Annotated in this window: 13 protein-coding genes; 5 read left to right on the top strand and 8 right to left on the bottom strand. The window is 62.4% G+C overall.

Translation table 11 applies throughout. The annotated features are described in order from the left end of the window. Window positions 1-69: 69 nt before the first annotated feature. Both NKH29_RS07120 and ku read right to left on the bottom strand, forming a co-directional pair. The gene (locus NKH29_RS07120; RefSeq protein WP_352999273.1) at window positions 70-1470 is read right to left on the bottom strand and encodes a PAS domain-containing HWE histidine kinase family protein; all 1401 of its coding nucleotides are present in this window, start codon (window positions 1468-1470) and stop codon (window positions 70-72) included. A gap of 93 nt (window positions 1471-1563) precedes the next feature. Next, window positions 1564-2397, bottom strand: a complete 834-nt coding sequence (gene ku / locus NKH29_RS07115) for a non-homologous end joining protein Ku (protein ID WP_352909716.1) — start codon at window positions 2395-2397, stop codon at window positions 1564-1566. 125 nt (window positions 2398-2522) lie between these two features. Between ku and NKH29_RS07110 the strand changes: the two genes are divergently transcribed. Then, window positions 2523-2987, top strand: coding sequence for an NUDIX hydrolase (locus NKH29_RS07110; protein ID WP_023720514.1), 465 nt, complete (start codon window positions 2523-2525; stop codon window positions 2985-2987). 55 nt (window positions 2988-3042) lie between these two features. On the opposite strand, the gene NKH29_RS07105 is transcribed toward NKH29_RS07110, so the two are convergent. After that, the gene (locus tag NKH29_RS07105) at window positions 3043-3645 is read right to left on the bottom strand and encodes an alpha-ketoglutarate-dependent dioxygenase AlkB (protein WP_352481442.1); all 603 of its coding nucleotides are present in this window, start codon (window positions 3643-3645) and stop codon (window positions 3043-3045) included. Between the two features lie 129 nt (window positions 3646-3774). Here NKH29_RS07105 and NKH29_RS07100 point away from each other — a divergent pair, with 129 nt between their 5' ends. Both NKH29_RS07100 and NKH29_RS07095 read left to right on the top strand, forming a co-directional pair. After that, window positions 3775-3990: a KTSC domain-containing protein gene (locus NKH29_RS07100; RefSeq protein WP_352481443.1), complete on the top strand. Its 216-nt coding sequence runs from the start codon at window positions 3775-3777 to the stop codon at window positions 3988-3990. Between the two features lie 133 nt (window positions 3991-4123). Beyond that, window positions 4124-5206 (top strand): sensor histidine kinase, encoded by a 1083-nt coding sequence (locus tag NKH29_RS07095; RefSeq protein WP_023720511.1) that lies wholly within the window; start codon window positions 4124-4126, stop codon window positions 5204-5206. A gap of 48 nt (window positions 5207-5254) precedes the next feature. On the opposite strand, the gene NKH29_RS07090 is transcribed toward NKH29_RS07095, so the two are convergent. Both NKH29_RS07090 and NKH29_RS07085 read right to left on the bottom strand, forming a co-directional pair. Then, a complete protein-coding gene (locus NKH29_RS07090; RefSeq protein ID WP_023720510.1) occupies window positions 5255-6436 on the bottom strand; it encodes an acetate/propionate family kinase in 1182 nt (393 codons plus the stop codon). Next, on the bottom strand, window positions 6436-8847 hold the full coding sequence (locus tag NKH29_RS07085; RefSeq protein WP_352481445.1) for a phosphoketolase family protein: 2412 nt from the start codon (window positions 8845-8847) through the stop codon (window positions 6436-6438). The genes NKH29_RS07090 and NKH29_RS07085 overlap by 1 nt, the downstream gene beginning before the upstream one ends. Window positions 8848-9146: 299 nt before the next feature. On the opposite strand from NKH29_RS07085, the gene NKH29_RS07080 reads away from it, so the two are divergent. Then, complete coding sequence (locus NKH29_RS07080; RefSeq protein ID WP_352481446.1) at window positions 9147-11147, top strand: protein-L-isoaspartate(D-aspartate) O-methyltransferase; 2001 nt, start codon at window positions 9147-9149, stop codon at window positions 11145-11147. A 49-nt stretch (window positions 11148-11196) separates the two neighbouring features. After that, window positions 11197-11442, top strand: a complete 246-nt coding sequence (locus NKH29_RS07075; RefSeq protein ID WP_023720508.1) for a hypothetical protein — start codon at window positions 11197-11199, stop codon at window positions 11440-11442. A gap of 120 nt (window positions 11443-11562) precedes the next feature. Here the strand turns inward: NKH29_RS07075 and NKH29_RS07070 are convergent, their stop codons facing one another. Genes NKH29_RS07070 through NKH29_RS07060 form a run of 3 tightly spaced genes read right to left on the bottom strand, consistent with a single transcriptional unit; the run spans window position 11563 to window position 14992 of the window. Beyond that, the gene (locus NKH29_RS07070; protein WP_352548028.1) at window positions 11563-12135 is read right to left on the bottom strand and encodes a DUF1772 domain-containing protein; all 573 of its coding nucleotides are present in this window, start codon (window positions 12133-12135) and stop codon (window positions 11563-11565) included. After that, the gene (locus NKH29_RS07065) at window positions 12132-13670 is read right to left on the bottom strand and encodes a SpoVR family protein (RefSeq protein ID WP_352548030.1); all 1539 of its coding nucleotides are present in this window, start codon (window positions 13668-13670) and stop codon (window positions 12132-12134) included. Before NKH29_RS07065 ends, NKH29_RS07070 begins: the two co-directional genes overlap by 4 nt. After that, complete coding sequence (locus NKH29_RS07060) at window positions 13670-14992, bottom strand: YeaH/YhbH family protein (protein ID WP_023720505.1); 1323 nt, start codon at window positions 14990-14992, stop codon at window positions 13670-13672. The genes NKH29_RS07065 and NKH29_RS07060 overlap by 1 nt, the downstream gene beginning before the upstream one ends. Window positions 14993-15004: the final 12 nt, after the last annotated feature.

Below are 15004 nucleotides of genomic sequence, written 5' to 3'. Positions count from 1 at the left end.
TCCTCCTGATTGCCTCCACAGGGATTGCGTTGCCACACGGCCGCCAAGCCGCGGCCGGTGTAGCGGCCTTCAATCAGCCGCGATGCCAGTCATCGACATCTGCACGAAGTGCAGCGGCGCCTCCAGCGTCCAGGTGATGCCGCTCCTGTCGAATTCCAGGCGTCCGGTGCCGCTGAGCGCCTGCGGCGTGACGCGTTTGAGCACAACCGTTCCGAAACCGCGTCGCGTGTTTTCATCCACCAATGGCCCGTCCAGTTCCCGCCAGACAAGGCGGAAGCCGTCGCTGCCATCGGCGGCTGGCATCACGGTCCATTCGACCTCGACCCGTCCGTCATGGCGCGACAGCGCTCCGTGCTTTACCGAATTGGTGGCCAGCTCGTGAAAGGCAATGCCGAGATATTGCACGGCGTTCGGCTGCAGCATGATCATCGGCCCGCTCATCGACAGCCGGGCCTGTGTCGCGAAGGCCTTGGTCTGGGCATGGATCAATTCGCCGATGGTCGCGCCACGCCATTCCGCATCGACCAGGAGGTCGTGCGATTCCGAAAGCGCCATGATGCGTTCCCGGACCCGTGAAAGGAAGGCCTCTGGCGTACCCGCCAGCTTGCTGGTCTCGCGGATCATCGAGACGATCACCGAATACTGGTTTTTAACGCGATGGTTGACTTCGCGCATGAGTGTGCGGATGCGCCGTTCGCTTTCCTTGTGGGGGCTGATGTCGCGCGCGATCTTGGAGGCGCCGATGATACGCCCGATGCCGTCGCGTATCGGCGAGATGGTGAGCGAAACCGGTACCAGGGTGCCATCCTTGCGCTGCCGGATAGTCTCGTATGAGGGAATCCGTTCGCCGGCGCGAATGCGGCTGATAATCATGGCTTCCTCATCCACGTGGTCGGGCGGGATGAGGATCGTCACCGGGCGGCCGATCGCCTCGGCGGGCGTGTAGCCGAACAGGCGTTGTGCGGCGTCGTTCCAGCTGGTGATAATGCCGTTCAGGTCTTTCGACACGATCGCGTCCATCGAGGATTCGACGATGGCAGCGAGCCTTATGCCGACGTCGTCAGCCAGCGCCTGGGTGCGGAGGTCGAGCAAGGTGTTGATGGCGCCGACGACCTCGCCGGTCGCATCGCGAAGCAGGGCCGGGTGCGCGCTGAACGGGATGAACTGGCCGTCCGGCCGCTCGACGATCGCCCGGCCCCCACGAACGTCCCGCTCTTCCAGCAAGGCAACGGCCATCGGACATTCGTCGTGCGCCATCGGTCGCCCGTCGAGGTGGCGAAGCTTCCATGACCCGCACCAGCGGTCCTGGCCGATAACCGGACGATATCCCCAAAGATCGGCAGCGGCTTCGTTGAAGAAGGTGATGTAGCCTTGTCTGTCGGTGGTGTAGACGGCCACAGGCAACGCCTGCATCAGATCGGCGGAGGAAACTTGCGGGATTCCGCCAGTCTTTAGTTCAACGACGTCCACCAGTCCCCCGCTCCGCTTGGCTTGCCGACGGATTGCTTCGTCATCTAAATGCGCGCGAGCGTTTTCGGTTCCGTTCGGTCTGCTTTCGGACATTCAGGCTGATTTGCGTTTCGCGGCCGTTCCCGGACCTTTGCTCGGAGCCTTGCCGCCTTCTTGCGCCAGGCTCTTGCGCAGAACATCGGCGAGATTGACGACGTTCGTCCTCGGCTCGGGTGCCGGCTTGGGCGGTTTCTTGCCCTTGCGCTTGGCTTCGATCATCGCAACCAGCGCCTGTTCATAAGTATCTTCGAACTTCGACGGGTCGAATTTGGCCGGCTTCTTGTCGATCAGCAATTGCGCGATTTCCTGCATCTCCGGATCGACCTTGCGATCCTTCAGCCCTTCGAACACCGCGTCCGCCGCGACCACTTCATTGTGGTTGCGTAATTCCGTCATTACCATGCCCTTGCCCAGCGGTTGGATCAGCACCTCTCGGCCTCGCTGGTAGAGCACGACGCAGGAGCGGGCTGCTACCTTTTTCCTGGCCATGGCGTCCCGGATCACCGCGAAAGCCTCCGTGGAGGGCGCGTCGGCCGGAACGAGATAGTAGGGTTTTTCGAGGTAGCGTGCGTCGATTTCGGCGGCAGGCACGAACTCGCCGATCTCGAGCGTATGCTGCGATACCATCTTCAGTTTCTTGATTTCGTCCGGCTCAATGCGGATGAACTCGCCCTTTTCGACCTCGTAGCCCTTTACCTGCTCGGCCGCCTCGACCGTGTCGCCGGTCTCCTCGTCTATATAGGCGCTCTTGACCGGAAGACCGTCCTTGCGGTTCAGGATCCTGAAATGCACTTTCTCGGCCTCGCTGACGGCGCCGATGATCTTGACGCCACAGGAAACAGATCCGACTTTCATAAAGCCCTTCCAGGCAGCTCGTGGCGTCGCCATGTCGATCACTCATTTGCCGAACGGACGGAACGGCTGCGAGCGGAAATCGTTCCGCCGTGGCAGGCTATTCCATAGGCCCGCCCGGACGAGAACGTTCGTTTCATTTTCGTCAGGGGAATAGCGCAATGGCCAAACGCAGCGCAGGGTTGCTGATCTTTCGCCGAAGCGAAGGACATTTCCAGGTCTTGCTGGTGCATCCGGGCGGCCCATTCTGGGCGAAGAAGGACGACGGCGCATGGTCGATCCCGAAGGGCTTGATCGACGAGAACGAGGACGAGCTAGCGGCGGCAAAACGCGAGGCCGAAGAGGAACTCGGCGTCGCCATCGATGGAGGTTTCGAACACCTTGGCAGCTACCGGCAGCCGGGCGGCAAGCTCGTCATCGCATGGTGCGTCGAGGCGGATTTCGACAGCGACGCCATCAGCAGCAACACCTTCGTCATGGAATGGCCGCCAAGGTCCGGCTCGATGAAGGAATTCGCCGAAGTCGACAGAGCGGGCTGGTTCTCCCTGCCTGAAGCCAACCATAAGATCCTGAAAGGCCAGCGCGCCATGTTGGCGGACTTTGCCAGTCGGCATGGCGACGGATGAATTTGTTTCAGCCCAGTTCTTAAGGGCAGTGCTTGGGCTTCCTCACCGCTCTGCTTTAAGCGCGTTGCGGCCGCAGCGTGCGCAACGTGATCGAATAGCGGTGCTCGGCAACCGGCGGGATGCTGTGCTCCCATTCACTGCGCGCGGCGCCCGTCATCAGATAGGCCGATCTTGGCTCGACGGTGACCGTCTTGCGGTCCCATCGCGTGCCGTTTTTCCGGCGCAGGCGAAAGCTGCACGCGGCCAGCAGGGAAACGCCGGCGACCGCCTCGAAGTGAGGCTTGTCGCGGTGCCAACCGATACCGGCGCCCGGCCGGTACTCATTGATCAGAACCTGCACGAAGGTCTCGGCGGGCAGGCGGGCAAAGGCTGCAACCTTTTCCCTGAGCGGCAGCAGAAAGCCGGGTATCGGCGGTGCCTCGACGACTGCGCGCCGGTCGTAGTCGTAGCGCAGCCCGAAGCCGACTATCCGCCGGTTTGCCAGATGGCCATGAAAGTCGAAAGCCTGAAATGGCTGGCTTGCGAGCTGGCTCGCCAACGCTGCTTCTTCGTCCGGCGTGATCAGTTCGGGCCGGTAGCGGAATCCTTCCGGCCGGTCGTCGGTGGCGGCAAAGAGATCGCCCTGGCGGGCTGCAGCCGATGTCTTGGGCGATGGCATCAACCGTATTTGGTGAAGCCGCCCCGTAGCGGCAAGGCTGCTTCGGCAGCAAGGAACCTCGCTCTCCGTGCAGGGTTATTCACACGACGGCATGGAATGGAGCACTGCCGAGCATTGGACCTGTCGAGGATGCCTTCAACTGCAATCAGGAACATCGATTACCAGCCGGCGACGAGGGTACTCTCCGTATGGTTCGTCCCGAGCGGAAACCGCTATGATTACGAGGACGTGCCGCCGCAGGTCCACGCGGCATTCCGCAAAGCCTCGTCAAAGGGCCGGTTCTTCAACGAGCATATTCGTGACCGGTACAGATACCATCTGGTCGAGCAGAGCCATTCGAACTGAGCCTTCAGGCGCTTCTCAACCACGGTCTCGGTTCTCCGCCATGCCTAGCCGCGCGGTGGCAATGAGCGGACTTCGCAGTTGGCGAGCGACCTGATATTGACCATGGTCCTACCCGAAACATCGAAAGCCTGGAATGTCCGCCGAAGCCGAAAAAACCGAGCAGCTCCAGCAATTGCTCGACAACCTCGACCTGGCGGGCGCCCTGGACAGTGACAGTTATAAAAGGTTCCTCGACCAGCTGCCGATTGCGATCGCAATTTCCGATTTGGGCGGCGATGAACGTGTTGTTTACGTCAATTCCGAGTTCCAGAAACTGTCAGGCGTTTCCGTCGCAGAGCTGGAGCGCCGCAACTGGGCTGCGCTGAGCGGACAAGGCTTGGGCGAATACAAGGACCGGCCGCTGGCCCGGGCCATCGTCGAGGATATCGATCGCGCGGGGACTTTCAGGATGCAACGTGCCGGCACAGAGCCGGTCATGGTCGACGTTTATTCGAACCTGATCGAGGACGAGCGCGGGCGACGGTCCTTTCGACTGGTCGCCCTTGTCGATGTCACCGCGCACAAGGCAAGCGACAGCGAGGCCTTCGAACAACGCATCCGTGAAAAGGACATGCTGCTGCGCGAATTGCAGCATCGGATGAAAAACAATCTCCAGATGATCACGGCTCTCATCAGGTTGGAGGCCCGCAGCGCGGCGTCACCCGATCAGAAACGCTTCGAGCGTCTCGCCGGCCGCGTCGATGCACTCGCAATTCTTTATCAGGCGCTGTCGGCCGACGAACAGAAGGCCGAAGTTGACCTCGGCGTCTATCTCAGCCAGATCGCTTCCGCAGTGATGACGTCGCACGCCGTGCAAGGCATCCGGCTGGATATGAAGGTCGACACCTATCCCGTGTCCATCAACGTGGCGATGCCAACCGGCCTGGTGGTCAACGAGCTTTTGACGAACGCGCTGAAACACGCCTTTCTGGGTCGCGAAGGCGGGACAATCACGCTGCGCAGTGTTGTCGACGGCGACGGCTTTCGCATCGTTGTCGCCGATGACGGCATCGGCCTGCCCGAAGGCGAGACCTGGCCGAAACCCGGCAAGCTCGGAGCGTTGATCGCGCAATCGCTGACCGAGAACGCCAAAGCCCGGTTCGAGGTGGACTCGACCCCCGGCAAAGGAACGCGAGTGACCATCGTCTTCAACAGATCGGCCGCGCTCGCTTCGTAGCCGCACGAGCAGGGCTGCCGCAAGCGGGGTCATTCGAGGCCATCCGCATCAGCCGGGCCCCTCCATCACCTTGCGCGTGTGGCGGGCGATGACACCTTCTTCGTCGGTCGCCACGACGCGGACTTCGACCTTGCTCTCCGCCTGGCTCATCAGCGCGGCATGGGAGCTGTTGGCTGCCTCGTCGATCGCCACGCCGAGCCAGCCAAGCCTGTCGCAAATCGCTTTGCGGGCCGGAGCCGAGTGCTCGCCGATGCCGCCGGTGAACACCAGGCATTCGAACCCGCCCAGCGTGTTGGCGAGGGCGGCAATCTCCCTGGCGGCGCGGAAGGCGAAAAGCTCCACCGCTTCGCGCGCCCGGCGGTCGTCGCTGGCTTCCAGCGTGCGCATGTCGCCGGAAATGCCGGACACGCCGAGCAGGCCGGATTCCTCGTAGAGCATGTCTTGCAGCGCCTCTCCCGAAATCCCTCTTTCCAATAGCAGGTACAAAAGCACGCCCGGATCGATGGCGCCGCAGCGTGTGCCCATGACCAGGCCGTCAAGCGCCGAAAAGCCCATCGTCGTATCGACGCTTCGCCCGTCGCGCATGGCGCACAGGCTCGCCCCGTTGCCGAGATGGGCGACGATGGTTCTTTTCGCCGCCAGATCGGGCGATATCTGCTTGAGCCGGCCGGCGACATATTCGTAGGAAAGCCCGTGAAAGCCGTAGCGGTGGATGCCGTCTGCCTCATAGTGGCGCGGCAGCGCGAAACGGCTGACCAGAGGCTCGATGGTCCGATGGAAGGCCGTGTCGAAGCATCCGACCTGCGGCAGGTCGGGTCGCAACGCGGCAAGCGCCCGGATCGGCGCGAGGCTGCGCGGCTGGTGCAGTGGCGCAAGCGGCGTCAGCCTGTCGAGAGCCTCGATAATTGTCGGCATCAGGCGGACAGGTTCGACGAACTCGCGTCCGCCATGGACGATGCGATGTCCGGCGGCGATCAGTTTCCTTCCGCCAAGTTCGTTCTCGATCCATTGCAGCATCTGGCCGATGCCCATGTCGCGTGATGCGTCTGCGGCAAGTGGCCGATCGCACTGCAGCTCCCCATCGGCGGCTTTCGCGGTCAGCCTTGGCGCATCGCCCAGATCCAGTGAACCGCGCGAGGCAAGATCCAGCTCGGCGGACGCTGCAAGATCGTAAAGTCGGAACTTGATGCTCGACGAGCCGGCATTCAACGCAAGGATCGATCGTCGCATCAATCGCCGGCCCTCGTCGCGCTGTCCTGTGGCCAGGACCATTTCTGGATCTCGGGCATGTCCTCGCCATGTTCGCGGACATAGGCCGTGTGCTCAGCCAATTTCCCATGCAGCGCCGCGGCAAGATCCTTCGCCCGCTCGGCCAGCCCCGGCACGCGCGCGATCGCGGCGAGCGCCAGATGATAGCGGTCGAGCTGGTTGAGCACCACCATATCGAACGGCGTCGTCGTCGTGCCTTCCTCGCGAAAGCCATGCACATGCATGTTGTCGTGGTTGGCGCGCCGGTAGGTCAGGCGGTGAATGAGATAGGGGTAGCCGTGATAGGCGAAGATGACCGGCTTGGCTTTGGTGAACAGCGCGTCGAATCTGTCGTCGGCAAAGCCATGCGGATGCTCGGAATTCGACTGCAAAATCATCAGGTCGACGACATTGACGACGCGGATCTGCAGGTCCGGAATGCCTGAGCGCAGGATGTCGGCTGCGGCAAGCGTCTCCAGCGTCGGCACGTCGCCGGCGCAAGCGAGAACCACATCCGGATCTTCGCCCTTGGCAACCGTCCCGGCCCATTCCCAGATGCCGGCACCGGCCTTGCAGTGCGCTTCCGCGTCTTCGGCGGACAGCCATTGCGGCGCCGGCTGCTTGCCGGCGACGATGACGTTGATGCGGTTGTAGGTTTTCAGGCAATGGTCGGTGATCCACAGCAGCGTGTTGGCGTCGGGCGGGAAATAGAGCCTGACCGTGTCGGCCTTCTTGTTGGCGACGAAATCGGCAAAGCCCGGGTCCTGATGGCTGAAACCATTGTGATCCTGCCGCCAGACATGCGAGGTCAGCAGGTAGTTGAGCGAGGCGACCGGCTTGCGCCAGGCAAGTTCGCCGGAGGTCTTCAGCCATTTGGCGTGCTGGTTGACCATGGAATCGACAATGTGGACGAACGCCTCGTAGCACGAGAACAGGCCATGGCGGCCGGTCAGCAGATAGCCCTCCAGCCAGCCTTGGCAAAGATGTTCACTGAGCACTTCCATGACGCGGCCGTCACGGGAAAGATGGACGTCGTAGGGCTCGATCCGCTCCATCCAGACGCGGTCCGTAACCTCGAACACGTCGTCGAGGCGGTTGGAGGATGTCTCGTCCGGTCCCATCAGCCGGAAATTCCTGGCCTCGGCGTTCAAGCGGACCACGTCGCGAAGATAGCTTCCGACCGTGCGCGTCGCCTCTCCCACAGTGCCGCCCGGACGCGGTACGTCGAGCGCCAGGCCTTTCCAGTCGGGAAGCACGAGGTCCTGTTTCAGCAGGCCGCCATTGGCGTAGGGGATTGCGCCCATGCGTCGTGACCCCGTAGGTGCCAGCGCCGCGAGCTCCGCCAGGAGATGGCCGCCTTTATCGAACAGTTTTTCCGGCTCGTAACTGCGCATCCAGTCTTCGAGGATCTGGCGGTGCGCCGCATCGCCGCGTGCGTTCGATACCGGTACCTGGTGCGAACGCCAGAAATCCTCGACCTTCTTACCGTCGACCTCTTTCGGCCCAGTCCAGCCCTTTGGGCTGCGCAGCACGATCATCGGCCACAGCGGCCGCTCTCCCTTCCAGCCCGCGGCTCGTGCAGGCTCCTGGATGGAGTGGATCCGGTCGAGCACGGTATCGAGCGTGCGGGCCATCTCCCGATGCATCGCAGCAGGTTCATGACCTTCGACGAAGAAGGTTTCGTAGCCATAGCCGAGGAACAGGCTGCGCAACGCCTCGTCTTCCATGCGGCCGAGGATCGTCGGGCTGGCGATCTTGTAGCCATTGAGATGCAGGATCGGCAGGACGGCGCCGTCGGATGCCGGGTTCAGGAACTTGTTGGAATGCCAGGCCGCGGCGAGCGGACCGGTCTCGGCTTCGCCGTCGCCGACGACGCAGGCGACCACAAGGTTCGGATTGTCGAAGGCGGCGCCGAAGGCATGGACCAGTGCATAACCGAGCTCTCCGCCTTCGTGGATCGAGCCGGGCGTCTCCGGAGCCGCGTGGCTCGGCACTCCGCCGGGAAACGAGAACTGCCGGAACAGCTTTCGCAAGCCGTCTTCGTCCTTGCCGACCTCGGGATAGATCTCGCTGTAGGTCCCCTCGAGCCAGGTGTTCGCGACCATTGCCGGGCCGCCGTGACCCGGACCGCAGATGAACAGAACATCGAGACCACGTTCACGGATGATCCGGTTCAGATGCACATAGATGAAATTGAGGCCGGGTGTCGTGCCCCAATGGCCGAGCAGCCGCGGCTTGATGTGCTCGGGCAGCAAAGGCTCGCGCAAGAGCGGATTGTCGAGCAGATAGATCTGGCCAACCGAAATGTAGTTCGCGGCGCGCCAGTAGCGGTCCATCACATCGATCTGGTCAAGGCCGGTTGTTTGCGCAGTGGTGCGGGCCTCGTCGTTCATAGAAATGCCTCCGGAATACCCTCGTCCGTCGTTATCTGGGGTGGCGTCGCGCCGGAGAAAGGATTTGCCTCGAAATAAGTTTGGGCGGCCGCCAGCGCCGCTTGCCGATCCTGCAACCTGGCGAGCCCGACAAAAGCGGGTCGGTCTTTGGGGAACCTCGGGGCTTGCCAACGGTTAGGAAGGTGCACCGCATTGTATGAATCCAGGCGGACTGCCGAGGCCCTGGGACATGGACCGGCCAAAGTGCCGTTTGAGCAGCTTGGGCGATTGTGGCGGAGGCCCATAGGAGGAGCAGAAAAATGCTCGATCTCTCCCATGCCCGCAACCAAATGGTCGACATTCACTTAAGCCGCCGTGGCATTCGCGACCGCAATGTCCTTCAGGCGATGCGCGAGGTGCCGCGCGAGGCTTTCGTCGAGCCTGGTTTTGAAGAATTTGCCTATGAGGACGGGCCGCTGCCGATCGCCGAAGGTCAGACGATATCGCAGCCCTACATCGTTGCGTTGATGATCGAAATGGCGGAGATCGGAGCCGGTGACCACGTCCTCGAGGTTGGCACCGGCTCGGGCTATGCGGCTGCCGTAATGAGCCGGATCGTCGAACGCGTCTACACGATCGAGCGCCACGCCGCGTTGGCTGAAACGGCAAGGCAGCGGTTTAAAAAGCTTGGCTACGACAATATCGAAGTCCGCACCGGCGACGGCACCAAGGGCTGGCCCGAGGCGGCACCCTTCGATGCGATCCTGGTTGCGGCCGCCGGGCCCGGCGCACCGCTCGCCCTGCAAGAACAGCTCGACGTCGCCGGCCGGCTTATCATCCCGGTCGGCGACGAATTCGACTCGCAGCGCCTGCTCAAAGTCACCCGGACTGGCGCAGCAACTTACACCGAGGAGGATTTCGGCGGCGTGCGGTTTGTTCCACTGATCGGCGAGCAAGGCTGGGGCGAGCCAGGCAGCGACAGCCAAATAGCGGCCGATCTTCCGCACCGGCATCAGCGCAGAAGCAGCCTGCCGCAGATGATAGCGACCGCCGCCGAACCGCTTCCGGATTTCGACGATCCCGCCTTCGGTGCGCTGTTCGACCGGTTTGCCGACCGCCGCGTCGTCTTGCTCGGCGAAGCCAGCCACGGCACGTCGGAGTTCTACCGCGCGCGCGCCGCGATCACTCGCAGGCTGATCGAGAAGCATGGCTTCACCATCGTCGCGGTCGAGGCCGACTGGCCCGATGCCGCGGCGATCGACCGCTACGTCCGTCACCGGCCACCGCGGCCGGGCGCCGATCCGCCGTTCCAGCGCTTTCCCACCTGGATGTGGCGCAACACCGACGTCGCGGCGTTCGTCGACTGGATGCGAGAGCATAATGAGCGGATCAGGATATCCTCCCGGCGGGCCGGGTTCTATGGCCTCGACATCTACAATATGGGCGGGTCGATCGCGGCGGTCTTGCAATATCTCGACCGGATCGATCCGCAGGCGGCAAGGATCGCACGCGAGCGCTATGGCTGCCTGACGCCGTGGCAGAACGACCCGGCCACCTATGGCCGTGTCGCACTCACCTCCGGCTACCAGAAATGCGAGAAGGCCGTGCTCGAGCAATGCCGGGAACTGCTTTCCAGAGAGCTCGACTATGCGCAGCAGGACGGCATCGATTTCCTCGACGCCACCCAAAACGCCCGCCTGGTCGCCTCCGCCGAACGCTATTACCGCACCATGTATTACGGCGGCGCGCAGTCCTGGAACCTGCGCGACACCCACATGTTCGAAACACTGGAGCACCTGCTGCAGGCCCGCGGCCCGGCCGCCAAGGCGGTGGTGTGGGCACATAATTCCCATATCGGCGATGCCCGCTATACCGAGATGGGGATCGTCAGGGACGAAGTGAACATCGGCCAGCTCTGCCGCCAGCGTTTTGGCGACGAGGTTGCTTTGATTGGGCTCAGCACGCATTCCGGGACGGTGGCCGCCGCCACCGACTGGGACGGCGACATGGAAGTGAAACCGGTTCGTCCTTCCCACAACGACAGCTATGAGCGGCTTTGCCATGACAGCGGCGTCTCGCCTTTCCTGCTCGATTTCGAGCGCGACGACACGCTGCGCCAACGGCTTCTGGAGCGCCGGCTGGAACGCTTTATCGGCGTTATCTACCGGCCGGAGACCGAGTTGCACAGCCACTATGCGGATGCCTCGCTCGCCCGCCAGTTCGATGCTTTCGTCTGGTTCGATGAAACCAGTGCCGTGACGCCGCTTGGGCCGGAACATGCGGGGACAGGCCTTCCCGAGACCTATCCTTTCGGGCTGTAGCGAATTTGGACCCTGGGGGAAGCGGAAAATCGAAAGAAGGACGTCACCAATGGCCGGAAAGAAGACTCATGAGCAGCAATTGCGCATCATCGAAGAGCGCGAGAACACGAAAAACGCTGGCAAGGATTTCGACGCGGAAGCGGATTTGAAAAAGACCAGGCAAGAGCGCGAGGCGTTCCGGCGCGGTGCCGAGCTCAGATCGGACCCCAAGGACATTGCCGATCCCGACGACCGCAACATCATCCGCGGCGAGCACCAGGAAAGCGCCCACAACAAGCATCGCGCCGACCGCTGAAACGGCGGGATCGCTTAACGTTAAGACAGTATGGCGCCGGTTCCCGTTCCCCGATCTGACGGATGCAGCGTTCGTGGCCGCAAATTGGCGGACGAGGGCGCCGTCTTGATCCCCTCGGCGCTATTCAGCAAAAAATGTCGCGGCGACAGCAATTGAGACGAGGCTCAGCATCGCCAGGCCTGCCCTGGCGACATGCGAAGTCTCCCAGACGTTGCGCAAATCTCTCCAGTCGCCGGTCTGCTTTCGAGAAAACATTGAAAAAAACGTCGCGGCTGATTGCGGCATGGCAACGTCTTGCACCCAGAAATTATTGACGGGATGCGTGACCAACCAATAGGTCGCATGTTCCGCCAGCAGGAAGACAAGCGCCGCCAAGGTCCACCAGAATCGAGCGCTTGGATAAGGTGTCAGGTAGAGCAGGATGGCGAGTGCAATGATGCCGCCGATCTCGGCAAACCCGCCGATCGTGAAGCCGGGATAGTAGATCGCCTGCACTGATTTGTAGGTAGCCTCCTTGAGGCGCAACTTGCCCGGCAACTCCAAAGCGTGCGCAAGCGACAGCGCCATCGTGACAGCGACCAGAAGAAGGCGGCGATCATCAATACGCGCATGTTCCTGCTCCCTGACCACAGCGTGGTTGGTGATCCGGTAAAGGCGACGCCACCCGACTTCCCTGCAGGCCGGTTCGGTCATTCCCCGATCTGGCTGGTCGACCGTTCGTGGAGTGTGGCGCCGGTCTGCGCGTCGACCGCGACCATGCTGACCTCGTAGCCCCAGAGCTTGCGGATATGGCGCAGCGTGGCGTCACGGCTGCCGCCTTCCAGCACGATGCCGTCCTTGACCTTGTGCTGCAGGCGCAGATGCCGGTCGCCGAGCAGGTCCACGTCCACCACCTGGATGTCCGGCCGGCTGGCGCCGATGTCGTAGCTGTGGGCGAGTGCGGCGCGGACGCTCTCGTAGCCGCGCTCATTGTGTATCGAGGCGACTTCGTAATGCGGGTCGTTGGCGGCATCGGCAAGGACAAAGAACCGCCATTTCCGTATCAGGGTAGGGCTCAGATACTGGCGGATGAAGGACTCGTCGCGATGGTTGGCCCAGGCGTCCAGCAAGGTCTGGCGCCAGTCGCCATTGCCGGCGATATCGGGAAACCAGTCGCGGTCCTCAGCCGTCGGCGCGGTCGAGATGCGCTGGATGTCCTGCATCATGTCGAGACCCAGCGCGTAAGGATTGATACCGGAAAAGCGCGTATCGTCGAACCCTGGCTGGAAGATCACGTTCGAATGGTTGCGCAGGATTTCCAGCATGGCACCTTCGCCGATCAGGCCGCGGTCGAACAAAAGGTTCATCAGCGTGTAATGCACGAAGGTGGCGCAGCCCTCGTTCATCACCTGCGTTTGCCGCTGGGGATAGAAATACTGCGCGATCACGCGGACGATCCGGATGACCTCACGCTGCCACGGTTCCAGGATCAGGCTGTTCTTCTCCAGGAAATAAAGCAGGTTCTCCTCGGGCAGCTTGAGCGATTTCTTGCGCTCCGTCATGGTATCCGTTTCGCGGACCTTGGTGCCGTCCTTGGAAGGCGGCAGCGTGCGCCACAGATCGTTGTAGGAACGTTCCTCGTATTCCAGGCGCTCGCGAATCCCCTCGCGCTGCTTTTCCGACGACAGCTTCGGCGGCCGGTGATATCTGAACACGCCCTGTTCCATCAGCGCATGTGCGGCATCGAGGATCTCTTCCACCGCATCGACGCCGTGCCGCTCTTCGCAGCGGGCAATATAGCCCTTGGCAAAGTCGAGATAGCTGAGGATGGCGCCGGCGTCCGTCCACTGCCGGAAAAGATAATTGTTCTTGAAGAAATGGTTATGGCCGAGCGCCGCGTGCGCCGTCACCAGCGCCTGCAGGGCCATGGTGTTTTCCTCCATCAGATAGACGATGCAGGGATTGGAATTGATGACGAGTTCGTAGGCCAGCCCTCGCCCACCTTTGCGGTAGAGCAATTCCTGGTAGAGGTAGTGCTTGCCGAACGACCAATGCCGGTACATCAGCGGCATGCCGACAGAGGAATAGGCGTCGAGCATCTGTTCGGACGAGATGATCTCCATCTGCACCGGATAAACGTCGAGGTGGAGCTCTTCGGTGGCGACCGCCTCGATGGTCTCGTAGGCGCGCGACAGCGTCCTGAAATCCCAGTCGGAACCGGAAAACAGCAACCCGGATTTGCTCGCCATCAGCCCCCTCTTTCACCGCTCTTTTGATAACCCGGCTGTCTGGCGAAGAGTTGGCGGAAAACCGGGTAGATGTCGGCCGCCGTGGCGATGCGGCTCATCTGGAAGTTCGACCATCTCAGCTTGACCGCACTGTAGGCACGCCACAGCGACGTGCCGTTGTCGGTAGCGCCGAAGATGTGGCTCTCACGCTCGTCGAGGATCTCGACATAGGCAAAATACTGGCAAAGCCGCATGATCTGTTCGTCGAGAAGGGCGATGCAGCGCTCGGAATCGGTGACGAAATTGTCGCCGTCCGAGGCCTGGGCGACATAGATGTTCCATTCGCGGCTGGGATAGCGTTGCTCGACGATGCGGTGCATCTCCTCGAGCGCCGTGGAAACCACCGTGCCGCCGCTCTGGGTGTTGTAGAAGAAGGTTTCCTCGTCCACCTCCTGCGCCTCGTGCGTGTGGCGGATGAAGACGACCTCGGTCCGGTCATAGCGCCGCTTCAGGAACAGGTGCAGCAGCACGAAGAAGCGCTTGGCCAGATCCTTCTCGCGTTCGCCCATCGAACCGGACACGTCCATCAGGCAGAACATCACCGCATTGGCGTTCGGCACCGGCTGGGCGTCGAAGCGGTTGAAGCGGATATCGACCGGATCGACAAAGGCGATCCGCTTGCGGCGGCGCTCCAGCCGCTCAAGCTCTTCCTGCAGCGCCACGATGCGCTGCCGCATCTCGGCGTTTTGCGGCTTGGCCTCCAGCGTCGCGATCTCCTGCGCGACAGCGTCGACCGCCTCCTGCTTGGGACGCCTGAGCGCTATGCGGCGGCCATGGCTGTTGCGCATCGTGCGTCCGACATTGATGTTGGTCGGCGAGCCGGTCGCGGCGAAGCCGGCCCGGCGCGGCTTGAAGGCGAGGATCTCCTTGAGGTTGAGCTTGACCATATCAGGCAGTTCGAGGTCTTCGAAGAAGAGGTCGAGCACCTCTTCGCGCGACAGCACGAAACGGAAATCGTCCTCCGATTCGGTTCTCCCCGGGGCGGATCCCATGCCGCCGCCCTGGCCCGGCTTGGGCAGCCGGTCGCCTGGGGCAAAATGCTTGTTGCCGGGCAGGACGTGCTGGCGGCTGCCGCTGTTCCGGGCATCGTTGAAGCTCGGCTCGCCGGTGCCTCGCGCCGGCATCGAAACGGCATGCTCGGCGTCCACGTCGGCGATCTTGCCGGTGCGGATCTGATCGCGGATGGTGCGCTTCAACTCTTCGCGCGCCCGCCGCAGGAAACGCTGCCGGTTGCCGAGGCTTTTGTCCTTCGGGTTCAGTCGGCGATCGATGAAGATCGGCATATGTTACCCCGG

The organism is Mesorhizobium sp. M1295, assembly GCF_040318135.1.
Classification (GTDB): Bacteria; Pseudomonadota; Alphaproteobacteria; order Rhizobiales; family Rhizobiaceae; genus Mesorhizobium.
The sequence above is the reverse complement of the archived record's forward strand: the minus strand, read 5'-3'. Positions and strand labels throughout refer to the sequence as shown.

Bases quoted from the DNA above. Each gene is read 5' to 3' on its own strand.
- ku (WP_352909716.1), bottom strand. From the start codon at position 2,397: ATGGCGACGCCACGAGCTGCCTGGAAGGGCTTTATGAAAGTCGGATCT.
- NKH29_RS07110 (WP_023720514.1), top strand. From the start codon at position 2,523: ATGGCCAAACGCAGCGCAGGGTTGCTGATCTTTCGCCGAAGCGAAGGA.
- NKH29_RS07105 (WP_352481442.1), bottom strand. From the start codon at position 3,645: ATGCCATCGCCCAAGACATCGGCTGCAGCCCGCCAGGGCGATCTCTTT.
- NKH29_RS07100 (WP_352481443.1), top strand. From the start codon at position 3,775: ATGCCTTCAACTGCAATCAGGAACATCGATTACCAGCCGGCGACGAGG.
- NKH29_RS07095 (WP_023720511.1), top strand. From the start codon at position 4,124: ATGTCCGCCGAAGCCGAAAAAACCGAGCAGCTCCAGCAATTGCTCGAC.
- NKH29_RS07090 (WP_023720510.1), bottom strand. From the start codon at position 6,436: ATGCGACGATCGATCCTTGCGTTGAATGCCGGCTCGTCGAGCATCAAG.
- NKH29_RS07085 (WP_352481445.1), bottom strand. From the start codon at position 8,847: ATGAACGACGAGGCCCGCACCACTGCGCAAACAACCGGCCTTGACCAG.
- NKH29_RS07080 (WP_352481446.1), top strand. From the start codon at position 9,147: ATGCTCGATCTCTCCCATGCCCGCAACCAAATGGTCGACATTCACTTA.
- NKH29_RS07075 (WP_023720508.1), top strand. From the start codon at position 11,197: ATGGCCGGAAAGAAGACTCATGAGCAGCAATTGCGCATCATCGAAGAG.
- NKH29_RS07070 (WP_352548028.1), bottom strand. From the start codon at position 12,135: ATGACCGAACCGGCCTGCAGGGAAGTCGGGTGGCGTCGCCTTTACCGG.
- NKH29_RS07065 (WP_352548030.1), bottom strand. From the start codon at position 13,670: ATGGCGAGCAAATCCGGGTTGCTGTTTTCCGGTTCCGACTGGGATTTC.
- NKH29_RS07060 (WP_023720505.1), bottom strand. From the start codon at position 14,992: ATGCCGATCTTCATCGATCGCCGACTGAACCCGAAGGACAAAAGCCTC.